The following is a 16,935-nucleotide window of genomic DNA, read 5'->3' as shown; positions in this document are numbered from 1 at the left end:
ATCCTCATAGTTGAAAAAAATAGGAGATGACTATAAATGAAAGCCTGTGAACCTCTGACTATTTCATCTGAAAGCGGATACAATCTTCAAACTGATGAAAGTGTGCCCATTGCCCACGCTTGGAACATGATTGCGCGAGATCATAAGCAAGTGTTTGGCCGCGAGCCATTGCTAACAGAAGTAGAGCCCTCGATCATTATCCGTTATGCGCAGGAAGGAGATAGCTGTCCGCATTGGCCAGAGGGCTATTGTCTGCGTTTTGTTGCTGGTAGCAAGGGAACGGTACTCCATATTATTGGCCGTGATGAATTAGGAATTATTTATGGACTGCTTCATTACAGCCGTTTCGCTCTGGGTGTGGAGCCGTTCTGGTTCTGGGCGGAGATTCTACCGCCTAAGCGGGATACCATAGTAATGCCGAGTCAGAATGTTGACAGTATACCGTCCAAGATCCGGTATCGGGGGTGGTTTGTCAATGATGAGGTATGCTTGATTGGCTGGAAGGATGATTATCCACCGACGGAGCAGGTGTGGCAGCCCGTTTTTGAAGCGTTACTGCGCTGTGGTGGAAATATGGTGATTCCCGGAACCGATTTACCACGCACAGGTATCCATCATAAGCTTGCAGCAGACATGGGCTTATGGATCACACATCATCATGCTGAACCGTTGGGGGCGGAGATGTTTTTGCGCGCCTTTCCGGGTAAACAAGCTAGCTACAGAGAGCATCCCGAGTTGTTTGAACAGCTGTGGCAGGAAGCGATTGAACGGCAAAAGGAAGAGAAGATTGTATGGGTATTATCTTTTCGCGGGCAGGGTGACAAGCCTTTTTGGGAAGATGATCCTTCCTTTAATACGCCGGACAAACGTGGACAATTAATCTCATATGTGGTTCGCAAGCAGTACAATATGATCTGTGAATTTGTGGAGCATCCCGTGTGCTGCATGGCGATGTATGGTGAGATTGCCGAGTTATACAAGCAGGGGCATATTGAAGTACCCGAAGGGGTGATCAAAATATGGGCGGACAATGGTTACGGTAAAATGGTATCTCGGCGCCATGGGAATCTTAATTATCGTGTACCAGCATTGCCTGAGGCGCAGGATGGGGGCAAGAATGGAGTATATTACCATGTGACCTTCCACGACTTGCAAGCGTCGAACCATCTTACCCAATTTCCCTCCTCAGCCAGCTTGATTGTAGAGGAATTAACAGCAGCGTTTACTTCAGGGGCGGACGAGTACCTGCTGGTCAATTCAGGTAATATTTTGCCACATGTATATACGCTGGATTTAGTAGCAAATTTATGGACGAAGGGTGAAGTGGATGCTGAAGATCAGCTTACTGATTTTATCGGGCGGCTGTACAGTAGTCAGCTTCAAGAGATTTCCCAATTATACCGGGATTATTCCCGCTGCACTATCGTTTATGGCCCGCACAAGGATGATCGAGCAGGGGAGGAATTCTATCACCATCCAGCTCGGCAAATTATGGGGGATTGGCTACAAGGCAAAGAAAGCAGTGATGAACGGCTGTACTGGGCTACTGGAGAAAGGCCTTTTTCTGAACAGGTTCGCTGGTTCAAGGAAAAAGCTGAGTCGGTAATCCCGGACTGGGTTGAACTGCGAGAGCGGTGTCTACGAATCATGAAGCAGTTGTCAGAAGATGAATGTCGAAGGCTGTATAATCAACTGCTTGTGCAGATTGAACTGCATCTAAGTGGCTCACGTGGACTGGCAAGCTTATGTAGCGCTTATGGGCTGTTCCTTGAAAAAGATTATCCACGAGCATTTATACAAGCTTCTCATACCGTTTGGAGCTACCGAATGGGTAAAGAAGCTTTATCGCTCGCAGGAACTGGAAGATGGGAGCATTTCTACCGGGCAGATTGGTTAACCAATCTAGATAACACTATCTCTCATGCGGACACTGTGCGGAGATTTCTTCGTCTTCAGGGAGACAGTCCGGATATGTTCCTGTGGTCCAAACAATATTTAATGCCAGAAACAGAGAAATATATCTACCTAGAGAATACGCATCGCAAGCCCCTTCCCGATGATGAGTTGGCACGCAGTCTGGAGAAGGTATTATATTAAAAGAATCTTAGAACTTTTATAACTTTTGATAAAAGAACCTTCCAATCCATGGGACTGATCCCCGTTTGTGAGACAGGGATCAAAACACCTTTCAAGTTTAAGCAGCCAGTCGCCTGTAATCTACCGGCGACTGGTTATTTAGTTTCGTTTGAATCCGAATTGAGTTATAGTAGGTGACGTAGTCTCGAACGGTCTGTACAACGATTGCAGTCGTTGTACAGATGAGATCTTCGAGGTAGAACGTTTCAGACTTTAGTGTGGAATGAAACGATTCGATGGGGGCATTATCAGCGGGCGTTCCTTTTCGGGACATGCTCATGGTCATGGTCATGCCTTTTCCCTTTACTGCAGCTTGATAAGCCTGTGACGTATATACGCTTCCCTGGTCGCTATGGAGCAGCATTGCTTGTCCGTTTTGGAAGTTGATTCAGCGTATCCAAAACCAAGGACGTGTTTGCTTGTCCGCTATACTGTAAGCCACAATCTCCCCATTGTACAGATCTAGAATGCTAGAGAAGTACAACATTTTTCCGCCAAACGGTAAATAGGTGATGTCCGTGACGAGCTTTTGCAGGGGCGCCTCTGCATGGAATTGCCGCTTCAGCAGATTTTCTGCCGGATAAGCGGGCTGCCCAGTGATCTTTCGTTTTTTCATCCTCACGCGGCACTGTAGCCCCTCACGCTGCATAATCCGCTGAACCCGTTTGTGATTCATTCTTTGCTCTGCCCGAAGGAGTGCGGTGATTTTCCGGTAACCATACCGAAATTTATGATGGATGCAAAGCCCACGGATTTTCTCCACCGTAGCATCTGTGTGCTCTGTCTTCACGGCTGCTTTCCAGCGGTAGTAGGTCGCTCTTGCGATCCCGAGCCATGTACAAGCCTCAGACACCGTCACTTCGTCTCGAATGGATTCGACTCAGGCAACGGCAACTTTCTGGTTCCACCTCCTTTCCAGTTCCTTGCACTTTTTTAGTAGGTCCAATTGCTGCTTCAGGAATCGGTTCTCCGCCTTTACTTTTTCAAGCTCCGAAGAGTGCTCTGGACCTTTTCCGTAGCTGTATTGTTTACCCACAGGTTGCTCCAGACGATGTACTTCGCCTTTTCGATACCACCTCATCCATGTTTTTAGTTGCGTCTTATTCCGTATTCCCAACTGCTCCATAACCTCTCTTACCGGAACTCTTGCCAATCTCATTTCAATAGCTTTCATCTTCACTTCTACTGGATAGCCAACTCTCGTTGCCAACGTAAAAACACCTCCAAGGTTATCTCCATATCTTACGACATGGCTTGATTCTCTTGAAGGTGTTTTGATTTGTCTCACGTTATGGGGTCAGTTCCCATGAAGTTAGATGGACAGGAAGGTTCTTTATGACCTGATCTATATATTCGTTGAGCTTCTTGCCAAGTGTGGATTTGATTCTCAGCCATCTAAACGACGATGTTTTTTATAGGGTAATAGGTCTACCCATGTTTCTTGGGGGGGAACCCGTGATTCTTAGCACCCCACGAAACAATGAAGGCAAGCAGCATAAGAATCAGCAACGTCCACGGGAAAGAGCTGATTCCAAGTGTCTCCAGAAGAATCCCGCCAAGCAAACCGCCTCCACCAATAGCCAAATTCCAAGCGGTTACAAGCATAGACTGAGCCACATCTGCACTCTCACCTGCCGCTTCCGCCAATGCGGTCTGTAGTAAGGTAGCGGCTCCGCCAAAGGTCAGTCCCCACAAGGCAACACTTAAATAGACGACAGCAGGTTGGTGACTTCCGATTCCCAGCGCCAAAGAAGCGATAGCAAAGCCGAAGGTACTCACGAGTACCAGTAAACGCAGCCAGCGGTCAATGAGCATACCGATCAACCCGATTCCGGCAACCGAAGTTATTCCAAAAATAAGCAGCATCACATCCGTTTGGGAGGCCAGTCCAGCTTGATTTAGATAGGGAGCGATATAGGTGTAAAGAATATTATGCGCCAGTACCCAAATTAAAACGACAGTTAGAATGGGGCGTACACCGGTAATTGTGAAAACCTTACTCAACGGGAGTCGCTGGTGGGTGGCCTGCCCGGGAAAATCGGGAAGTTTCCATAGTACCCATACGACTAAGACTACCGCCAGAAAGGACATGGTACCAAATACCATTCTCCAGCCCACAAACGAACCGAGGAAAGTTCCTAATGGAACGCCAAGGGCAAGTGCCAGCGGGGTACCTGACATAGCGACGGCCATGGCGCGTCCTTTTAACGCATCCGGCACCATTCGGCGAGCATAGCCAGCAAGCATTCCCCATAATACACCAGCAGATACGCCTGCAAGAAAACGGGCACCCAGCGTCAGAAAATAGTAGGTAGACACCGCCGTAATGGTGTTAAATATAAGAAAACCAACGATGCAGAGCAATAATAAAGGACGTCTTCGCCAGCCCCTTGTTGCAGCAGTCAAAGGGATGGCAGCGACGAGTGAGCCGAGAGCATACAAAGTGACTAACTGGCCAGCCAAAGCTTCCGAAATTCCGAGTCCCTTGCTGATTTGTGGCAACAAACCAGCGGGCAGAGTTTCAGTGAGGATACCAATAAATCCGGTCATGGCAAGCGCCAGCAACCCACCCCATGGAAGTGTATCAGATGATACTCTGGTAGATTGATTGGTAAAATTCTGAGTTGAATGCATATTCTAATCCCCTTCTAATGATAAGTTCACAAACATGGCTATTCAGGAGCTGGAGTTGTTTTTAATCATAAGGTATGTTTTGATATAACTGAAATACTTATATTTCATAGAAGGAATAACCATATGGTTATAATAGGTGGATGTCTGTGAATATGAATCATCTCGAAGTGTTTACAAAGGTCGCGGAGAAAATGAATATGACGGAGGCTGCCAAAGCGCTGTTTATTTCCCAGCCTGCTGTTAGTAAGGCTTTGATACAATTTGAGAACACCTTGCAGGTAAAACTGTTTATTCGCGACAAGCAGAATGGACTTTTACTGACCGATGTGGGCAAGGAAATGCTGATCCTAGCCAGACAAATGAAAGAGATTGAACATAAAATGGTTCAGCTTGCGTGTCAGGAGAACAAGCTTCTGCGCGGTAAGGTGAAGATAGGCTCTTTTCCGGCTGCCTCTACGAACTTGCTTCCAGCAGCGATCTGTTCCTTCCGCTCCCAATATCCGCAAGTCACTATTGAACTGATGGAAGGGAACTCCAATCAAATTAAACAGTGGGTGGAGGATCGAACCGTCGAAATTGGAATCGTAGCATCCCCTTTCGAACATTATGACGTTCACATTCTGGAGCATGATTCCATGGTTGCCATCATACCGGAGAATCATCCTTTGAAAGCTGAACGCGAGGTTTCTCTGGAACAGCACAAGGATGAACTTATCTTCTGTAAAGGAGGGCATGAATCTGCTGTACTGAATACCTTACATGAACAGCAAATTCCTTTTCAGGAGAGTTTCACAGTTCAAACGGCTGAAACATTAGTCCACATGGTTCAAAAAAACTTGGGGGTTGGCATTATATCCCGGTTTACACTTTCGTCCGTGTCCCATTCACTCACGACCAAAGAAATTAACCCCAGGATTACAAGAGAAATCGGCATTATATCGCATTCTTTTGATGAAGTGACTCCAGCAGCGCTTGAGTTTGTGAAAGTATTGAGTTCATTGAATACCAAAAGGGATAGAGGGACCGAGTGAATTTGGCCTGCAACCTTTCCAGCTTATACTACGTCAATGAAGTTGTTAATGGCCAAGCGGCCTAATTCAACTACAAGGTGGAACTTAACATGAGTATGAGAAAAAGTGCATACGCAGCCATTACAACCGTAGCCATTTTGTCCTTCTCCTTTGGAAGTCAATTGTCTGCGGCAGACAGTCAATTTAAGGATTTGGATAACGTAAGCGGTAAAGAAAAAATTATATCCCTTAAAGATCAGGGTTTACTCAAAGGTGCCTCTGACACGCAGTTTCTCCCGTCATCTAAAATCACCGCTGCCCAAGGCATTCAGTTGATCTCCGGCGGACTCCAGCTCAGTTTGGCCGCGATTGATTTTAATAAAGCGCCACAGGCTAGTGGACTGTTCACCCATGTTAGGGATACCGCATGGTACGCTGAAGCTTTTATCAACGCGCATTATAATGGCGTAGACATTCCAAAAGATATCGATCCTGCCAAAGCGCTGACCAAGGAAGAGTTCACCCACATGCTGATTCAGGGCATGGAAAAAGCAGGCGTTCTTCCCATGATTAAAATTGCACCTGCGAATATTGCTGATGACAGCGAACTGGAGCCTTCTTACCAAGGTAGCATTCAACGCTCGCTAGTCTACAAGGTCAATACCTTGGATGCAAATGAAAAGTTTCATCCAAAAAAAGAGATTACACGTGCCGAAGCTGCTGTTATGTTATATAATGCATTGGAATACCTGAATGCTCATACAAAATCGTAATAAATACAGCAATAAAGAGCTTTTCTTCTGAGGGAATTAAGCTTTCAGTTACTTGACATCATTATCGTTAATGTTATAATAAGGAAATCGAATTTAGACCTGCGGTAGCTGATTACCGTAAGGATATTTTCCTGGTCCTTCGGCATATAACACAGGTAACGAATAAATAAGCTGGCTCCGGATGAGGAGTTCAGCTTATTTTTTTGGATCAAAAAGCTTACCGTTTTCACAGATCTACATATTGAGAGGAGACAGGGGTATGTTTGGGAATGACTGGGATGATGTACTACGAGAAGAGGTCGAAAAGCCATACTTTAATGAATTAAGGTATACGTTAGCCCGAGAGTACAAGTTACATAAGGTATATCCTCCAAAAGAAGACTTGTTTTCCGCACTTAAATTAACGCCATTTCATCTGACCAAAGCGGTTATATTGGGACAGGATCCATATCATGGAGAGGGACAAGCTCACGGTTTGAGCTTTTCTGTTAGACCTGGTGTGCGAACACCGCCATCTCTACTAAATATATATAAGGAGCTTCGCGATGATATCGGTACTCCCATTCCGAATCAGGGATACCTCGTTCCTTGGGCTGAGCAAGGAGTGCTGCTGCTAAACAACGTATTAACCGTGCGTGAAGGACAACCGCAATCTCACCAGGGAATAGGTTGGGAACGTTTCACGGATGCTGTCATTGAAGCGATTAATGAGCGCGAGCAGCCAGCAGTGTTTATTTTGTGGGGGAGCCATGCTCAGAAAAAAGCAAGCTTCGTGAACACCAGCAAGCATTTGGTGCTGAAATCCGTTCATCCGAGTCCATTGGCGGCTCACAGAGGCTTTTTTGGCAGCAAGCCTTTTTCGCGTACCAATGCATTTTTGCAGGAGCATGGAATGGAGCCGATTCGGTGGGAGATTCCTAACCGCTAGCACTGGAGGTGAGGACATGCGTCAATGGAAGGGACGTCAGGTCATTTTATATCACGGCAACAACGATCATACCCAGAAGGTGCGCGGCACGCTTGAAAAATGGGATGATATACGAAAGTGCGTTATTTTAGGCCCGAAAATGCTGGCTATTCCTTTTGAAAATATTACGTATATTACCATGCTTCCTCCGGGGCGTGAGCGTAGAAGCCGCCATCCGGCGAAGCTCAACGCTTTCGGTTATGTAATGAGTGTTCCGTTACAGTTTGATAATGCCATTCATTTTCAGTCGGCGGTGACGATTTGGAGAGAAGATCAGCTGATTGCTTATAATGTAAAGTTGGTTAGTCACTCGGCACACAATGTAATCCTTGAAGATGGACAAACCTTATCTAAAGAAGAGCATTTGTTTGTGGTAAGGTCACTGCGTGGAGAACTTTAACTGTAATTATTCACCTTTTTTTGATGAAGGGTTCAATTTAGTAAGCTGCTAACCGATAAAAGTAATGGGATTGTTAATTATATCCTATTTTTAGAGATGAAACTAAGGGAGAGAAACGAATGGAGCGTATGAAACGTATGAGCAAACGGAGTACCTTCTTACTTGCTTTGCTGATGTTTGTATTTGCAGCATGGCCAGCGGGTTTGATCCGGGCTGAGGAGAGCACGACCTCCACGGTACAGTGGGACAGTCAAAATCCGACTACATTGAATCTGGGTGGAAGCCCCGCTCAATTAAAAGTGTGGTCATTGACTGAAAAGGGCAAAGAAGATGTTACCCAAAAGGCAGAATGGATCTCTGGGGATTCAAGCATTTTAAAGGTTGATAAGGGGCTCATTACTCCTGTGTCAAAAGGGCAGATTAAGGTTGTTGCCACATATGAGCAGCAAACGGTAAGTACAACGATTACAGTAAAATCGCCTTACAGCAAGCTGCAATTAAATCCGTCTAGTCCCATTAATTTGACGATTGGCGGAGAATCAAAGCAATTGACTGCTCAAGGTGTACTTACTGGAGGTGGGATGGAAAATGTATCCGGTGTCGAATGGACTTCTTCGAATGCGGCTGTTGCTACCGTTGAAGATGGTCTTGTTCGTCCACTTGCCAAAGGCGTGACTTACATTAAAGCAAGCAAAGATGAACTTAAAGCACAAACGATTGTGTATGTGCGTTCTTCTTCTCAGGCGTTAGTATTGAGTGCAACTGGGGCCAAATCGGTCTTTCTGGGTAGCTCCCCAATTCAGGTTAGTGCAACCGATGTCAACCTGACTGGCGGCAAAACAGATGTAACCAACACGGCAGAATGGACTTCCTCCAATCCGCTGGTTGCCACAGTCGAGCAAGGTAAAATCACACCAATGGATGCAGGCAATTCGACGATTACAGCGTCCTATCACGGTTTGAGCAAGACGCTGAAGATTAATGTACTTCCAACGGTTGAAAAACTGGTTTCGAGCAAAGCCAGTCTGACCCTCGAAACAGGAGGCAAAACTTCTCTCCCGAGTATATCTGCTTATTTGGTCAATGGAGCAAAAAAAGCAGTTCAATCCGATGTAAAATGGAGTTTAAGCAGTGAAAGTGCAGTTAAAATAGCAAATGGTAAGCTAGTTGCAGTGAACCCAGGCAGTGCAACATTGACAGCAACGGTAGGTGCGCTCAAACTGGATATTCCAGTGACTGTGCAATACAAAGTGCTCAAGCTGACCGCTTCTGAGAAAAAATATGTATTGGTTGCAGGCCAAGAAGCAAGTATTCCGACAGTAAAAGCACACATGGCTGGTGGCGGAATCCTTGATGTTACCAATCAGGTAAGCTGGGTAGGTACAACAGCCGCAGTTACAGTAGCAAATGGTAAAGTAAAAGCGGTGAATGGCGGTAACTCTGGAATCAAGGCTATGTATATGAACAAATATGTGAAAGTACCTGTCATTGTGGAAGGAGCCATTTCTACATTGACACCAAGCTTTTCGAGTGCTGATATGAATTTGAAAGGAAGTAAGTCCATCAAAGTCATCGGCATATATACGGAAGGTAAAAAAGCTACGCTGAGCAGTAAAGTGAAATGGACAACATCGAATGCTTCCGTAGCGATCGTAAAAGGCTCTTCCATTAAAGCCGTTGGAATTGGAAACGCAACGATTACGGGCACATATCAGGATAAGTCGTTTAACGTTGAGATCAAGGTCACACCTAAGCTGCTCAAACTGGTATTGAGCAATAAAAACCTGAAGCTGCCTAAAGGTTCCTCTCAAGTGCTTAGTGTGAATGCAGTTTATGATTCAGGTGCAACTACCAATGTGACAAGCTCAGCGGTATGGACATCTTCCAAACCGTCGATCGTACAGGTTACTGGCGGTCAGGTGAAGGCGATTGATACCGGAAGTTCCAGTATCAAAGTAGTTTATGGTGGTAAGACTGTAGCGACATCGGCTAGAGTGTTAAAATAGTCTACGCATATTGCCACATCCACTTATACAAAATAACCCCCGGTCCAAAGACCGGGGGTTATTTTCAGCTTATTCTACGCCGTCCTGATAATGATTTTTCCAGTGCTTATCGCCTTTGTGTGCGAAGTCTTCAACTGTCTTTTCCAAAGTAGCTACCAGTTGGGCTTTAATCTCAGAAATTGTGTCTCGGAACAGTCTTTCTTCTGTACCATTGATTTTTTCACCATATAGAGCCTGAGCGGCTACAAATTGACGATGTTGCTCCACAAAACTGTCAATCGAATGCAATGCATGCTCCACGTATTGGGAAATGCTATGATGCTCGTTAGGCAGTTGCAATTTTAATTCATGAACTTTGTTTAATAATGCCATGATGATCACCTCGTGCGTTTTGTTATGTCAATAATTATACATCATTTTCGGAAAACTTTCATTAAATTTTGATTAAAATGTGACTTTTATTATGTCATGATTGCATTTTCACTGGTGATCAGGCATAATTTTCGGAATTATTTCGTTCTTTCCTTTGTGTCGTGATTTTAAAATTTAATATATATGATACGAAGATGATATAAGAGCAAGCTGCGACAGCTGTCTTTCTGACATGTTATAATGGGGAAAAAGCCCAGTCGGAAAGGTTGTCAGTAAGGTATGAAGCTTTTTAAAGGTTTATTTTGGGGGATTCTGATCAGTCTTCTCCTGTGGTGTGCTTTGTTCGGGCTTGTCCACTGGATGTCTCATTAAGTCGCTCCCTGTATCTTATACAATAACTCTTGCGACCGTATCCATCTCATCGTTCATTCGTACAACCTCCTCTCTATACTATTTGTCGTCGAATATTCAACCTTTTTTTATAGTCAGTAAGGGGTTACAAAAAATAAAATCCGGGGATTACCTTAGTTGAAGGTATCTACTGGAATAGCTTGAAGGGAAGAGGGAAATTGAAGAAAAAATTGCTAAGTTTTATAGCTTTAGTGCTGCTAGCTGCGGGCGCGTACTGGTTTGAAGGAGGCAATCTTCTTACGAAAATGACAGGAGAAAACCCGCCTTCATCGGCTCAGGTTACGCTGCAATTCCCGTCAGGTCGTTACCCTGAAACAGCGCAGCATATTAAGGAAGCCATTCAGGCGGGAAAATCACCGGTATGCACAATTGACCGTGAAGGAGCCGAGCAAAATCGCAAGCATTCGCTTGCAGATGTTCCCACTCGTAAAGGATACGATCGTGACGAATGGCCGATGGCTATGTGCTCAGAAGGTGGCAAAGGTGCAAATATCAAATACATAGCCCCTAAGGATAATCGTGGGGCAGGATCATGGGTCAGTCACCAATTGGATGAGTATGAGGATGGAACTCGTGTGAAATTTGTTGTGAAATAGTGCTGTTACTTTTTATTACCTTGGGCTGTTTCCTGTCTGGCCTTAATCAACGCCAGAAAATCAAAAAAATCACCTAGTGTATTGAAGCCGGCACCTAAAATGGCCAAGTCTTCAGCGGATAGTTGGTCAAACCATTCCATTTGCTTAGCATCAAACATATTATCACCGCCAACCATTGATAATGTATAGTATGTACTGACGGCAACGAAGGTCAGGGCTCTGGCATACCATTTAAGTATGCCTGTTTTTTGTGCAGAGGATGTGTAGAATTCATGTTTAAATTTAATTTTTATACTAAAATCGTCTCCATCGTTATCGTATTGCTCATACCTGTGCTGATCCTGTATGTCTATTCTAATCAGACAACGACAGGTGTATTACGTGAGGAGCTGAATCAATCTAATTATAATCAGCTGACTTTTTTTCAAAACCAGGTGAATACGAATATTGAAATGATTTCCTCCTGGCCGCATCTGCTGATTCATGATCCCGATGTAGCCAGTTTTCAAGCGATTTTTTTGAAGGACAAGGTTCTCAATCTGGATGGAATTAACCTGGTCAAACGGATTCAAACCAAGCTTGGGCTTCAGGAAAGCTCTTCTAATTGGAGAACCGGGCTGAGTATCTATTCTCCTTCGCTTGGACGGGTTGTATCGGAGAGTGGAGCAGGTTTATATGACCAGAAAAAACTAAATCAGCTGATAAAAGACGGCTGGCAGGTATCCAAAAAAAAATCATACGGGAAAGACCAATTTATATTTTCATTGTATACATTATCCCCGTTTTCTTCGCTTGGTAATCCAGAAACCGCTAACACGATTATTAAAGTTGAATTTGACAGCAGTAATATTCAGGATATGCTTGACCGCTTCAAAGGTGATGGTCGAAAGGAGCCTTTTTATTATAAAAAAGGCGTAGGAGCGATCTATAATCGTACTGCCAATGAAGAGCTGTCTGGACAGCTGATTTCAAAATTAGAAAAAATGGGGCTCCATGAAGTTGATAATCTGACTGTGAAAATTGGAGAAGAAAGCTACCTGGTTCATGCCGTTCTTTCGCAAACGACGGGGTGGTATTTGATTGATTACATGCCTTTGTCCGATATGATGTCTCCGATTTACTCATCGAATCGACTGTTTTATATAACTGTTGTTGGCTCGCTGCTGGTAGGCTTGATTGGCGCTTACTTGCTTCATTCACAGGTACAAGTGCCGATTCTTCAGCTTGTGCGGGCATTTCGGAGACTAAAGGATGGAGACTATGCTGTTCGATTAAGTCTAAGGGGGAGTCACGAGTTTGCTTTCCTGTCTAGTCAATTTAATCTGATGGTCGAACAGATTCAGGAGCTGTTTGAGAAGGTGTATGTTGAGCAGCTGCATGTCAAGGAAGCGCGACTAAAGCAGCTACAGTCACAAATCAATCCGCATTTTTTTTATAATTGTTTTTCGTTTATTACAAGTATGGCGAAGCTGCGCAATCATGAGGCGGTCGTGGCCATGGCTCATAATTTATCCAGGTATTATCGATATACAACCAGACAGGAGCGGGATTTGGTTCCATTGTCAGAGGAAGTCGAATTTGTTCAATATTATTTGAACATACAGCAGATGCGTATGCCAAGGCTAACGTTCTTAATTCATGTTTCTTCACAGGTTAGCAGTCTGCTGATTCCGCCGCTTGTAGTGCAGCCACTGGTGGAAAATGCGGTGCTGCATGGGATAGAGCCTCAAGCGGAGGATGGTGTAATTCATATTTTAACCGAGCGTGTTGGCTCGTATATGTACCTGATTGTGGATGATAACGGACTCGGTTTGAGTAGAGAGGCTATAACTGCCCTGACATCAACGCTTGACAAGCCTGTGGAAGAGGATCATGGATATGGTCTATGGAATGTGCATCAACGTATGCGATTACATTTTGGAGAAGATGCAGGACTGGAATTCTCTTTGTCTCCATTGGGAGGATTGCGTGCAGTTTTAAAATGGTCGCTCTCAACAGAAGGAGAGCATGCGAATGGTTTAATTGGGCCTTCGCCAAATTCGAATATAGTTAAAACGGAGGGAACAGATGGTTCAGATATTACTAGTAGATGATGAGAGTTATGTAACAGAAAGTCTGGCAGCTACCATTCCGTGGGAGACGCTAGGCATCGAGAGGGTTCATCAAGCGGCTTCCGCATTAACAGCAGTGGATGTGCTGGAAGCGTACGATATTGATATTCTGGTTACGGATATTCGTATGCCTGGTATGACGGGACTGGAGTTGATTGTTGAAGTAACCGAGCGATGGCCACATATCCGGAGTTTGTTACTGACAGGCTATGCCGATTTTGAATATGCTAAAAAAGCGCTCCAGCTTAAGGCTTTTGATTACATTTTAAAGCCGGTAGATGATGATGAGTTTATCAAATGTGTGTCAGCCGCCATGGATTCGCTAAAGGAAGAATGGGAAGCATTTGACAAGGTTCATCAATTACAATATAGCCGCAGAAACGATTTTGGTGTACTGCGGACCCATTTGATGCATGATTTGCTACTCGGGCGTGATTTACCAGTACCCAAAATAGAGAGCAAAATGTCCGAGTACGAAATCAAGCTACGCACGGGACATCCTGCCAGTATGCTGCTTATTCAGCTAGGAAAGCATTTTTCTGATATGGATTATCATTCAGTTTCCTTAATTGAGTATGCGATTGGAAATATTGCCGAAGAAGTGTTCGCACCTGATTTTCATGTTTGGCATTGCAAAGCGCCGCATGACTGCTTAATTGTATTAATAGAAGGGAATTGGAATTCATTCCCTGAACGGAGCGCGGATGAGCAGAATCGTTTTTTGAGTGCGGCGATTGAGACCTTTCGAAAAAATGTGAGCAATTACTTGAAAGGGGGAATTTACGTTGCATTAACCGGATGGTTTAAGTTTCCAGAGGAGCTACCTAAGCTATATCAGAAAGCGATTAGATCCTTATACTGGAACCATCAGGAGGAGACAGATACACTGCTATTCATAGAAGAACAGACAGAACAGCCACACAGCTCAGTTAAGTCACTGGAGGGGCTTTATATGCACCCAACGCTTACTCATCTGCTTGAATCCAGGCAATGGGACGAGGCCGAAGCGAAAGTGAGCCGTGTATTTGGAAAAATGGAAGAGGTGGGATATACACGCGAGCATTTATATGAGCTGTTTATTTCGGTGACGAGCGCCTTTATGTATACAGCGCACAAACAAGGACGTTTCATTACGCAGATGGATCAAGTAGGCTTCGATCCGTTACATGCGCAGAAAATGGTTCATTCGTTCCCCCACCTCAAAGAGTGGATATTTTCCATGATGAACAAACTTAAATCTGAATGGTCCGCAAGCGAGCAAAGCGCTAAAAGCTATGTGGTCAAGCAGGTTCAGGAGCTCATCTCCCAGGATAAAGGCCAGGAGCTGTCTGTTAAGACGATTGCTGATCAGGTTTATCTTCATCCAGTCTATCTGTCTAAAATTTATAAAGCTGAAACCGGAGAAGGTCTGGGTGACTATATTATCCGAATGAGAATGGAGCGGGCTCTTTATTTGCTCAAATATTCCAACAAAAAAATATACGAAATTACGACGGAACTAGGCTACCAGAATCCCCAATATTTCAGTAAGATGTTCAAAAAGCATTACGGAATGACTCCGCATGAATTTCGGGACCAGTAAAGATGGGACCAGTAAGGACGAAACCAGCAAAGATCAGTTGGGAAAGGTGCAGAAATATTTATTTTGTGACATAGGCTGTGAAGAAAAGCCCTCTTATAATAAAAGAGTAGAAAATGATTTTTAGAGGGGGAACAATATGCGAGTTCATTCGAAGAAAAAGCTGTTGTCGTTGCTCGCCGCAACTATGGTATTAGGAGTGGGCCTTGTGGGCTGCTCAGGTACGGGGAATGATGGAAATGCGGACAGCACAGCTAAAACTGAAAACGTATACAAAGAAAAATACAATCCAGAAGTCACAATTTCCACGGTATGGGGTGTAGATCCCGCCTTAAAATTTAAAAATGGTGAATCTATCGAAAATAACATTGCGACCAAATGGGCTAAAGAGAAATTCGGTATTAATATCAAATCACTCTGGTCCGTCACGGATACGAATGGCGCATTTGCTACAAAGCTGCGTTTGGCTATGTCCTCCGGTCAGGAGATGCCGGACGTTGTTGTACTGGGGACGGAGAATGAGCAACTGGCACAAGACATGATCGATTCTGGTATGTTTGCAGAGGTGGGTCCGTTGTTTGACAAGTACGCTTCGGATTCCTGGAAGCAGGCGATGAATCAGGATACAAACGTATGGAATCAGTATAGCCGAGATGGCAAAAAAATGGGTATTCCTGTGCTTGATTTCGCCTATAACCATGATTATGTATTGTGGGTACGACAAGATTGGTTGGATAAGCTGGGTATGAAGGCTCCAGAGACGATGGATGATCTGGAAAAAGTGATGGATGCCTTTAAAAATAAAAATCCGGACGGACTGGCTCCGAACAAAGTGATTCCGCTCAGCATCGGTTTTAAAACATCCATGAACACTTGGATGGGTGACCCATCCTGGATTTTCGGGGCATACGGCACTCTACCTCAGCAGTGGAACAAAGGCACGAATGGCAGTTTGGAATATGGCTCCGTGCAGCCTGGCATGAAGCCGGGTTTACAAAAGCTGAGCGAGTGGCTCAAAAAGGGATATATTCCTCAGGAAGCAGCATTGTGGGATGAAAATAAAACGGCAGAACCTACAGTCGCAGGAACAGCCGGTATGATTCCTGGACCATATTGGATGAGCGGCTGGCCGCTTCAGGATACAGTCAAAAATGCGCCGGGTGCCGTGTGGAAGCCGATCAAGATTCCAGCGGGTCCTGACAACAAAGCCATGCGTCACGGAACGCAATACACCAATGGTGTCGTATTAATCAACAAACAAATGCAGCATCCTGAAGCTTTTTTCACTTATCAAAATTATTTGTTTGACCATTATGCTAATGCCAAACCAGACGGCGATTTGTCGAATGGGCTGTTTAAAGGCTACGATTATGATTTGGATGCGGGCGGAAAGCTAATGTCTATCGATAAAATACCAGGCGGTTATGTAAACTCTATTCGTTATTTGCTGGTTCGTGATGGTGCGCGTATACCTGATGCCCAAATGAAGGCTTTGTTAAGTTTGGCTAACGGCGCAGAACCGAAGACCCGTCTGGAGAAAGATGTAATGGTGAACTACGGGAAAGATACTCCAGCAGCTGCCAAAGTGCTTATGGAACAGAAGGATATCTCCATGAAAGATCAGTTCACGGGCCCTACTACGCCAACTATGAAGGCTAAAAAGGACTATCTGGATAAGATTGAAAGTCAGACCTTCAATGAAATTATTTATGGCAAGCAGCCGATCTCTGCTTTTGATACCTTTGTGCAGACGTGGAAAACAGCTGGTGGCGAACAAATTACAAATGAAGTAAACGAATGGTATAAAAGCGTAGAAAAGTAAAAACCAATGATGTTGTAACAGAGTAGGAAGGCTGTCCCGAGGTGGACAGCCTTTTTACTACAGCTTCATCCGTATCGAGTGGAAATGAATGCGCTATCATGGTGTATTTGAAAAAAAG

The 16,935-nt window shown here is 44.6% G+C and carries 13 protein-coding genes and 1 pseudogene; 10 read left to right on the top strand and 4 right to left on the bottom strand.

All coding sequences use genetic code 11. From position 1 onward, the window contains the following. Nucleotides 1-36 precede the first annotated feature (36 nt). On the top strand, nt 37-2,097 hold the full coding sequence (locus AOU00_RS03410) for a glycosyl hydrolase 115 family protein (protein ID WP_081330670.1): 2,061 nt from the start codon (nt 37-39) through the stop codon (nt 2,095-2,097). A gap of 97 nt (nt 2,098-2,194) precedes the next feature. On the opposite strand, the pseudogene AOU00_RS03405 reads toward AOU00_RS03410, so the two are convergent. Beyond that, nucleotides 2,195-3,346: pseudogene (locus tag AOU00_RS03405) on the bottom strand (IS3 family transposase). 218 nt (nt 3,347-3,564) lie between these two features. Beyond that, nucleotides 3,565-4,770 carry an MFS transporter gene (locus AOU00_RS03395; protein ID WP_069289918.1) on the bottom strand — a complete coding sequence of 402 codons (1,206 nt, stop codon included), beginning with the start codon at nt 4,768-4,770 and terminating at the stop codon, nt 3,565-3,567. Nucleotides 4,771-4,910: 140 nt separating this feature from the next. Between AOU00_RS03395 and AOU00_RS03390 the strand changes: the two genes are divergently transcribed. From AOU00_RS03390 to AOU00_RS03370, 5 genes are all read left to right on the top strand, one after another. Further along, nucleotides 4,911-5,801 (top strand): LysR family transcriptional regulator, encoded by an 891-nt coding sequence (locus tag AOU00_RS03390; protein WP_069289917.1) that lies wholly within the window; start codon nt 4,911-4,913, stop codon nt 5,799-5,801. A gap of 89 nt (nt 5,802-5,890) precedes the next feature. Then, a complete protein-coding gene (locus AOU00_RS03385) occupies nt 5,891-6,553 on the top strand; it encodes an S-layer homology domain-containing protein (protein WP_069289916.1) in 663 nt (220 codons plus the stop codon). A gap of 259 nt (nt 6,554-6,812) precedes the next feature. Further along, entirely contained in the window at nt 6,813-7,481 is a 669-nt protein-coding gene (locus tag AOU00_RS03380; RefSeq protein ID WP_013310967.1) for a uracil-DNA glycosylase, read from the top strand. Nucleotides 7,482-7,497: 16 nt separating this feature from the next. Then, a complete protein-coding gene (locus tag AOU00_RS03375; RefSeq protein ID WP_069289915.1) occupies nt 7,498-7,920 on the top strand; it encodes a hypothetical protein in 423 nt (140 codons plus the stop codon). A gap of 119 nt (nt 7,921-8,039) precedes the next feature. After that, entirely contained in the window at nt 8,040-9,926 is a 1,887-nt protein-coding gene (locus AOU00_RS03370; RefSeq protein WP_069289914.1) for an Ig-like domain-containing protein, read from the top strand. A gap of 69 nt (nt 9,927-9,995) precedes the next feature. Here the strand turns inward: AOU00_RS03370 and AOU00_RS03365 are convergent, their stop codons facing one another. Next, the gene (locus AOU00_RS03365) at nt 9,996-10,298 is read right to left on the bottom strand and encodes a hypothetical protein (protein WP_069289913.1); all 303 of its coding nucleotides are present in this window, start codon (nt 10,296-10,298) and stop codon (nt 9,996-9,998) included. A 569-nt stretch (nt 10,299-10,867) separates the two neighbouring features. On the opposite strand from AOU00_RS03365, the gene AOU00_RS03360 reads away from it, so the two are divergent. Further along, nucleotides 10,868-11,305 carry a NucA/NucB deoxyribonuclease domain-containing protein gene (locus AOU00_RS03360; protein WP_069289912.1) on the top strand — a complete coding sequence of 146 codons (438 nt, stop codon included), beginning with the start codon at nt 10,868-10,870 and terminating at the stop codon, nt 11,303-11,305. A gap of 5 nt (nt 11,306-11,310) precedes the next feature. Here AOU00_RS03360 and AOU00_RS26510 read toward each other — a convergent pair whose 3' ends face one another. After that, nucleotides 11,311-11,463: a hypothetical protein gene (locus AOU00_RS26510; RefSeq protein ID WP_172828254.1), complete on the bottom strand. Its 153-nt coding sequence runs from the start codon at nt 11,461-11,463 to the stop codon at nt 11,311-11,313. A 114-nt stretch (nt 11,464-11,577) separates the two neighbouring features. On the opposite strand from AOU00_RS26510, the gene AOU00_RS03355 reads away from it, so the two are divergent. The 3 genes from AOU00_RS03355 to AOU00_RS03345 all read left to right on the top strand — a co-directional run bounded on the left by AOU00_RS03355 (nt 11,578) and on the right by AOU00_RS03345 (nt 16,817). After that, complete coding sequence (locus AOU00_RS03355; RefSeq protein ID WP_069289911.1) at nt 11,578-13,398, top strand: sensor histidine kinase; 1,821 nt, start codon at nt 11,578-11,580, stop codon at nt 13,396-13,398. Then, the gene (locus AOU00_RS03350) at nt 13,373-14,998 is read left to right on the top strand and encodes a response regulator transcription factor (RefSeq protein ID WP_069289910.1); all 1,626 of its coding nucleotides are present in this window, start codon (nt 13,373-13,375) and stop codon (nt 14,996-14,998) included. Before AOU00_RS03355 ends, AOU00_RS03350 begins: the two co-directional genes overlap by 26 nt. A 136-nt stretch (nt 14,999-15,134) precedes the next feature. Further along, nucleotides 15,135-16,817, top strand: coding sequence for a type 2 periplasmic-binding domain-containing protein (locus tag AOU00_RS03345; RefSeq protein WP_069289909.1), 1,683 nt, complete (start codon nt 15,135-15,137; stop codon nt 16,815-16,817). The last annotated feature ends 118 nt before the right edge of the window (nt 16,818-16,935 follow it).

It is taken from the genome of Paenibacillus polymyxa (genome assembly GCF_001719045.1).
Lineage (GTDB): Bacteria > Bacillota > Bacilli > Paenibacillales > Paenibacillaceae > Paenibacillus > Paenibacillus polymyxa_B.
Note: the sequence above shows the minus strand (reverse complement) of the source record. Positions and strands in the feature narration are given on the sequence as shown.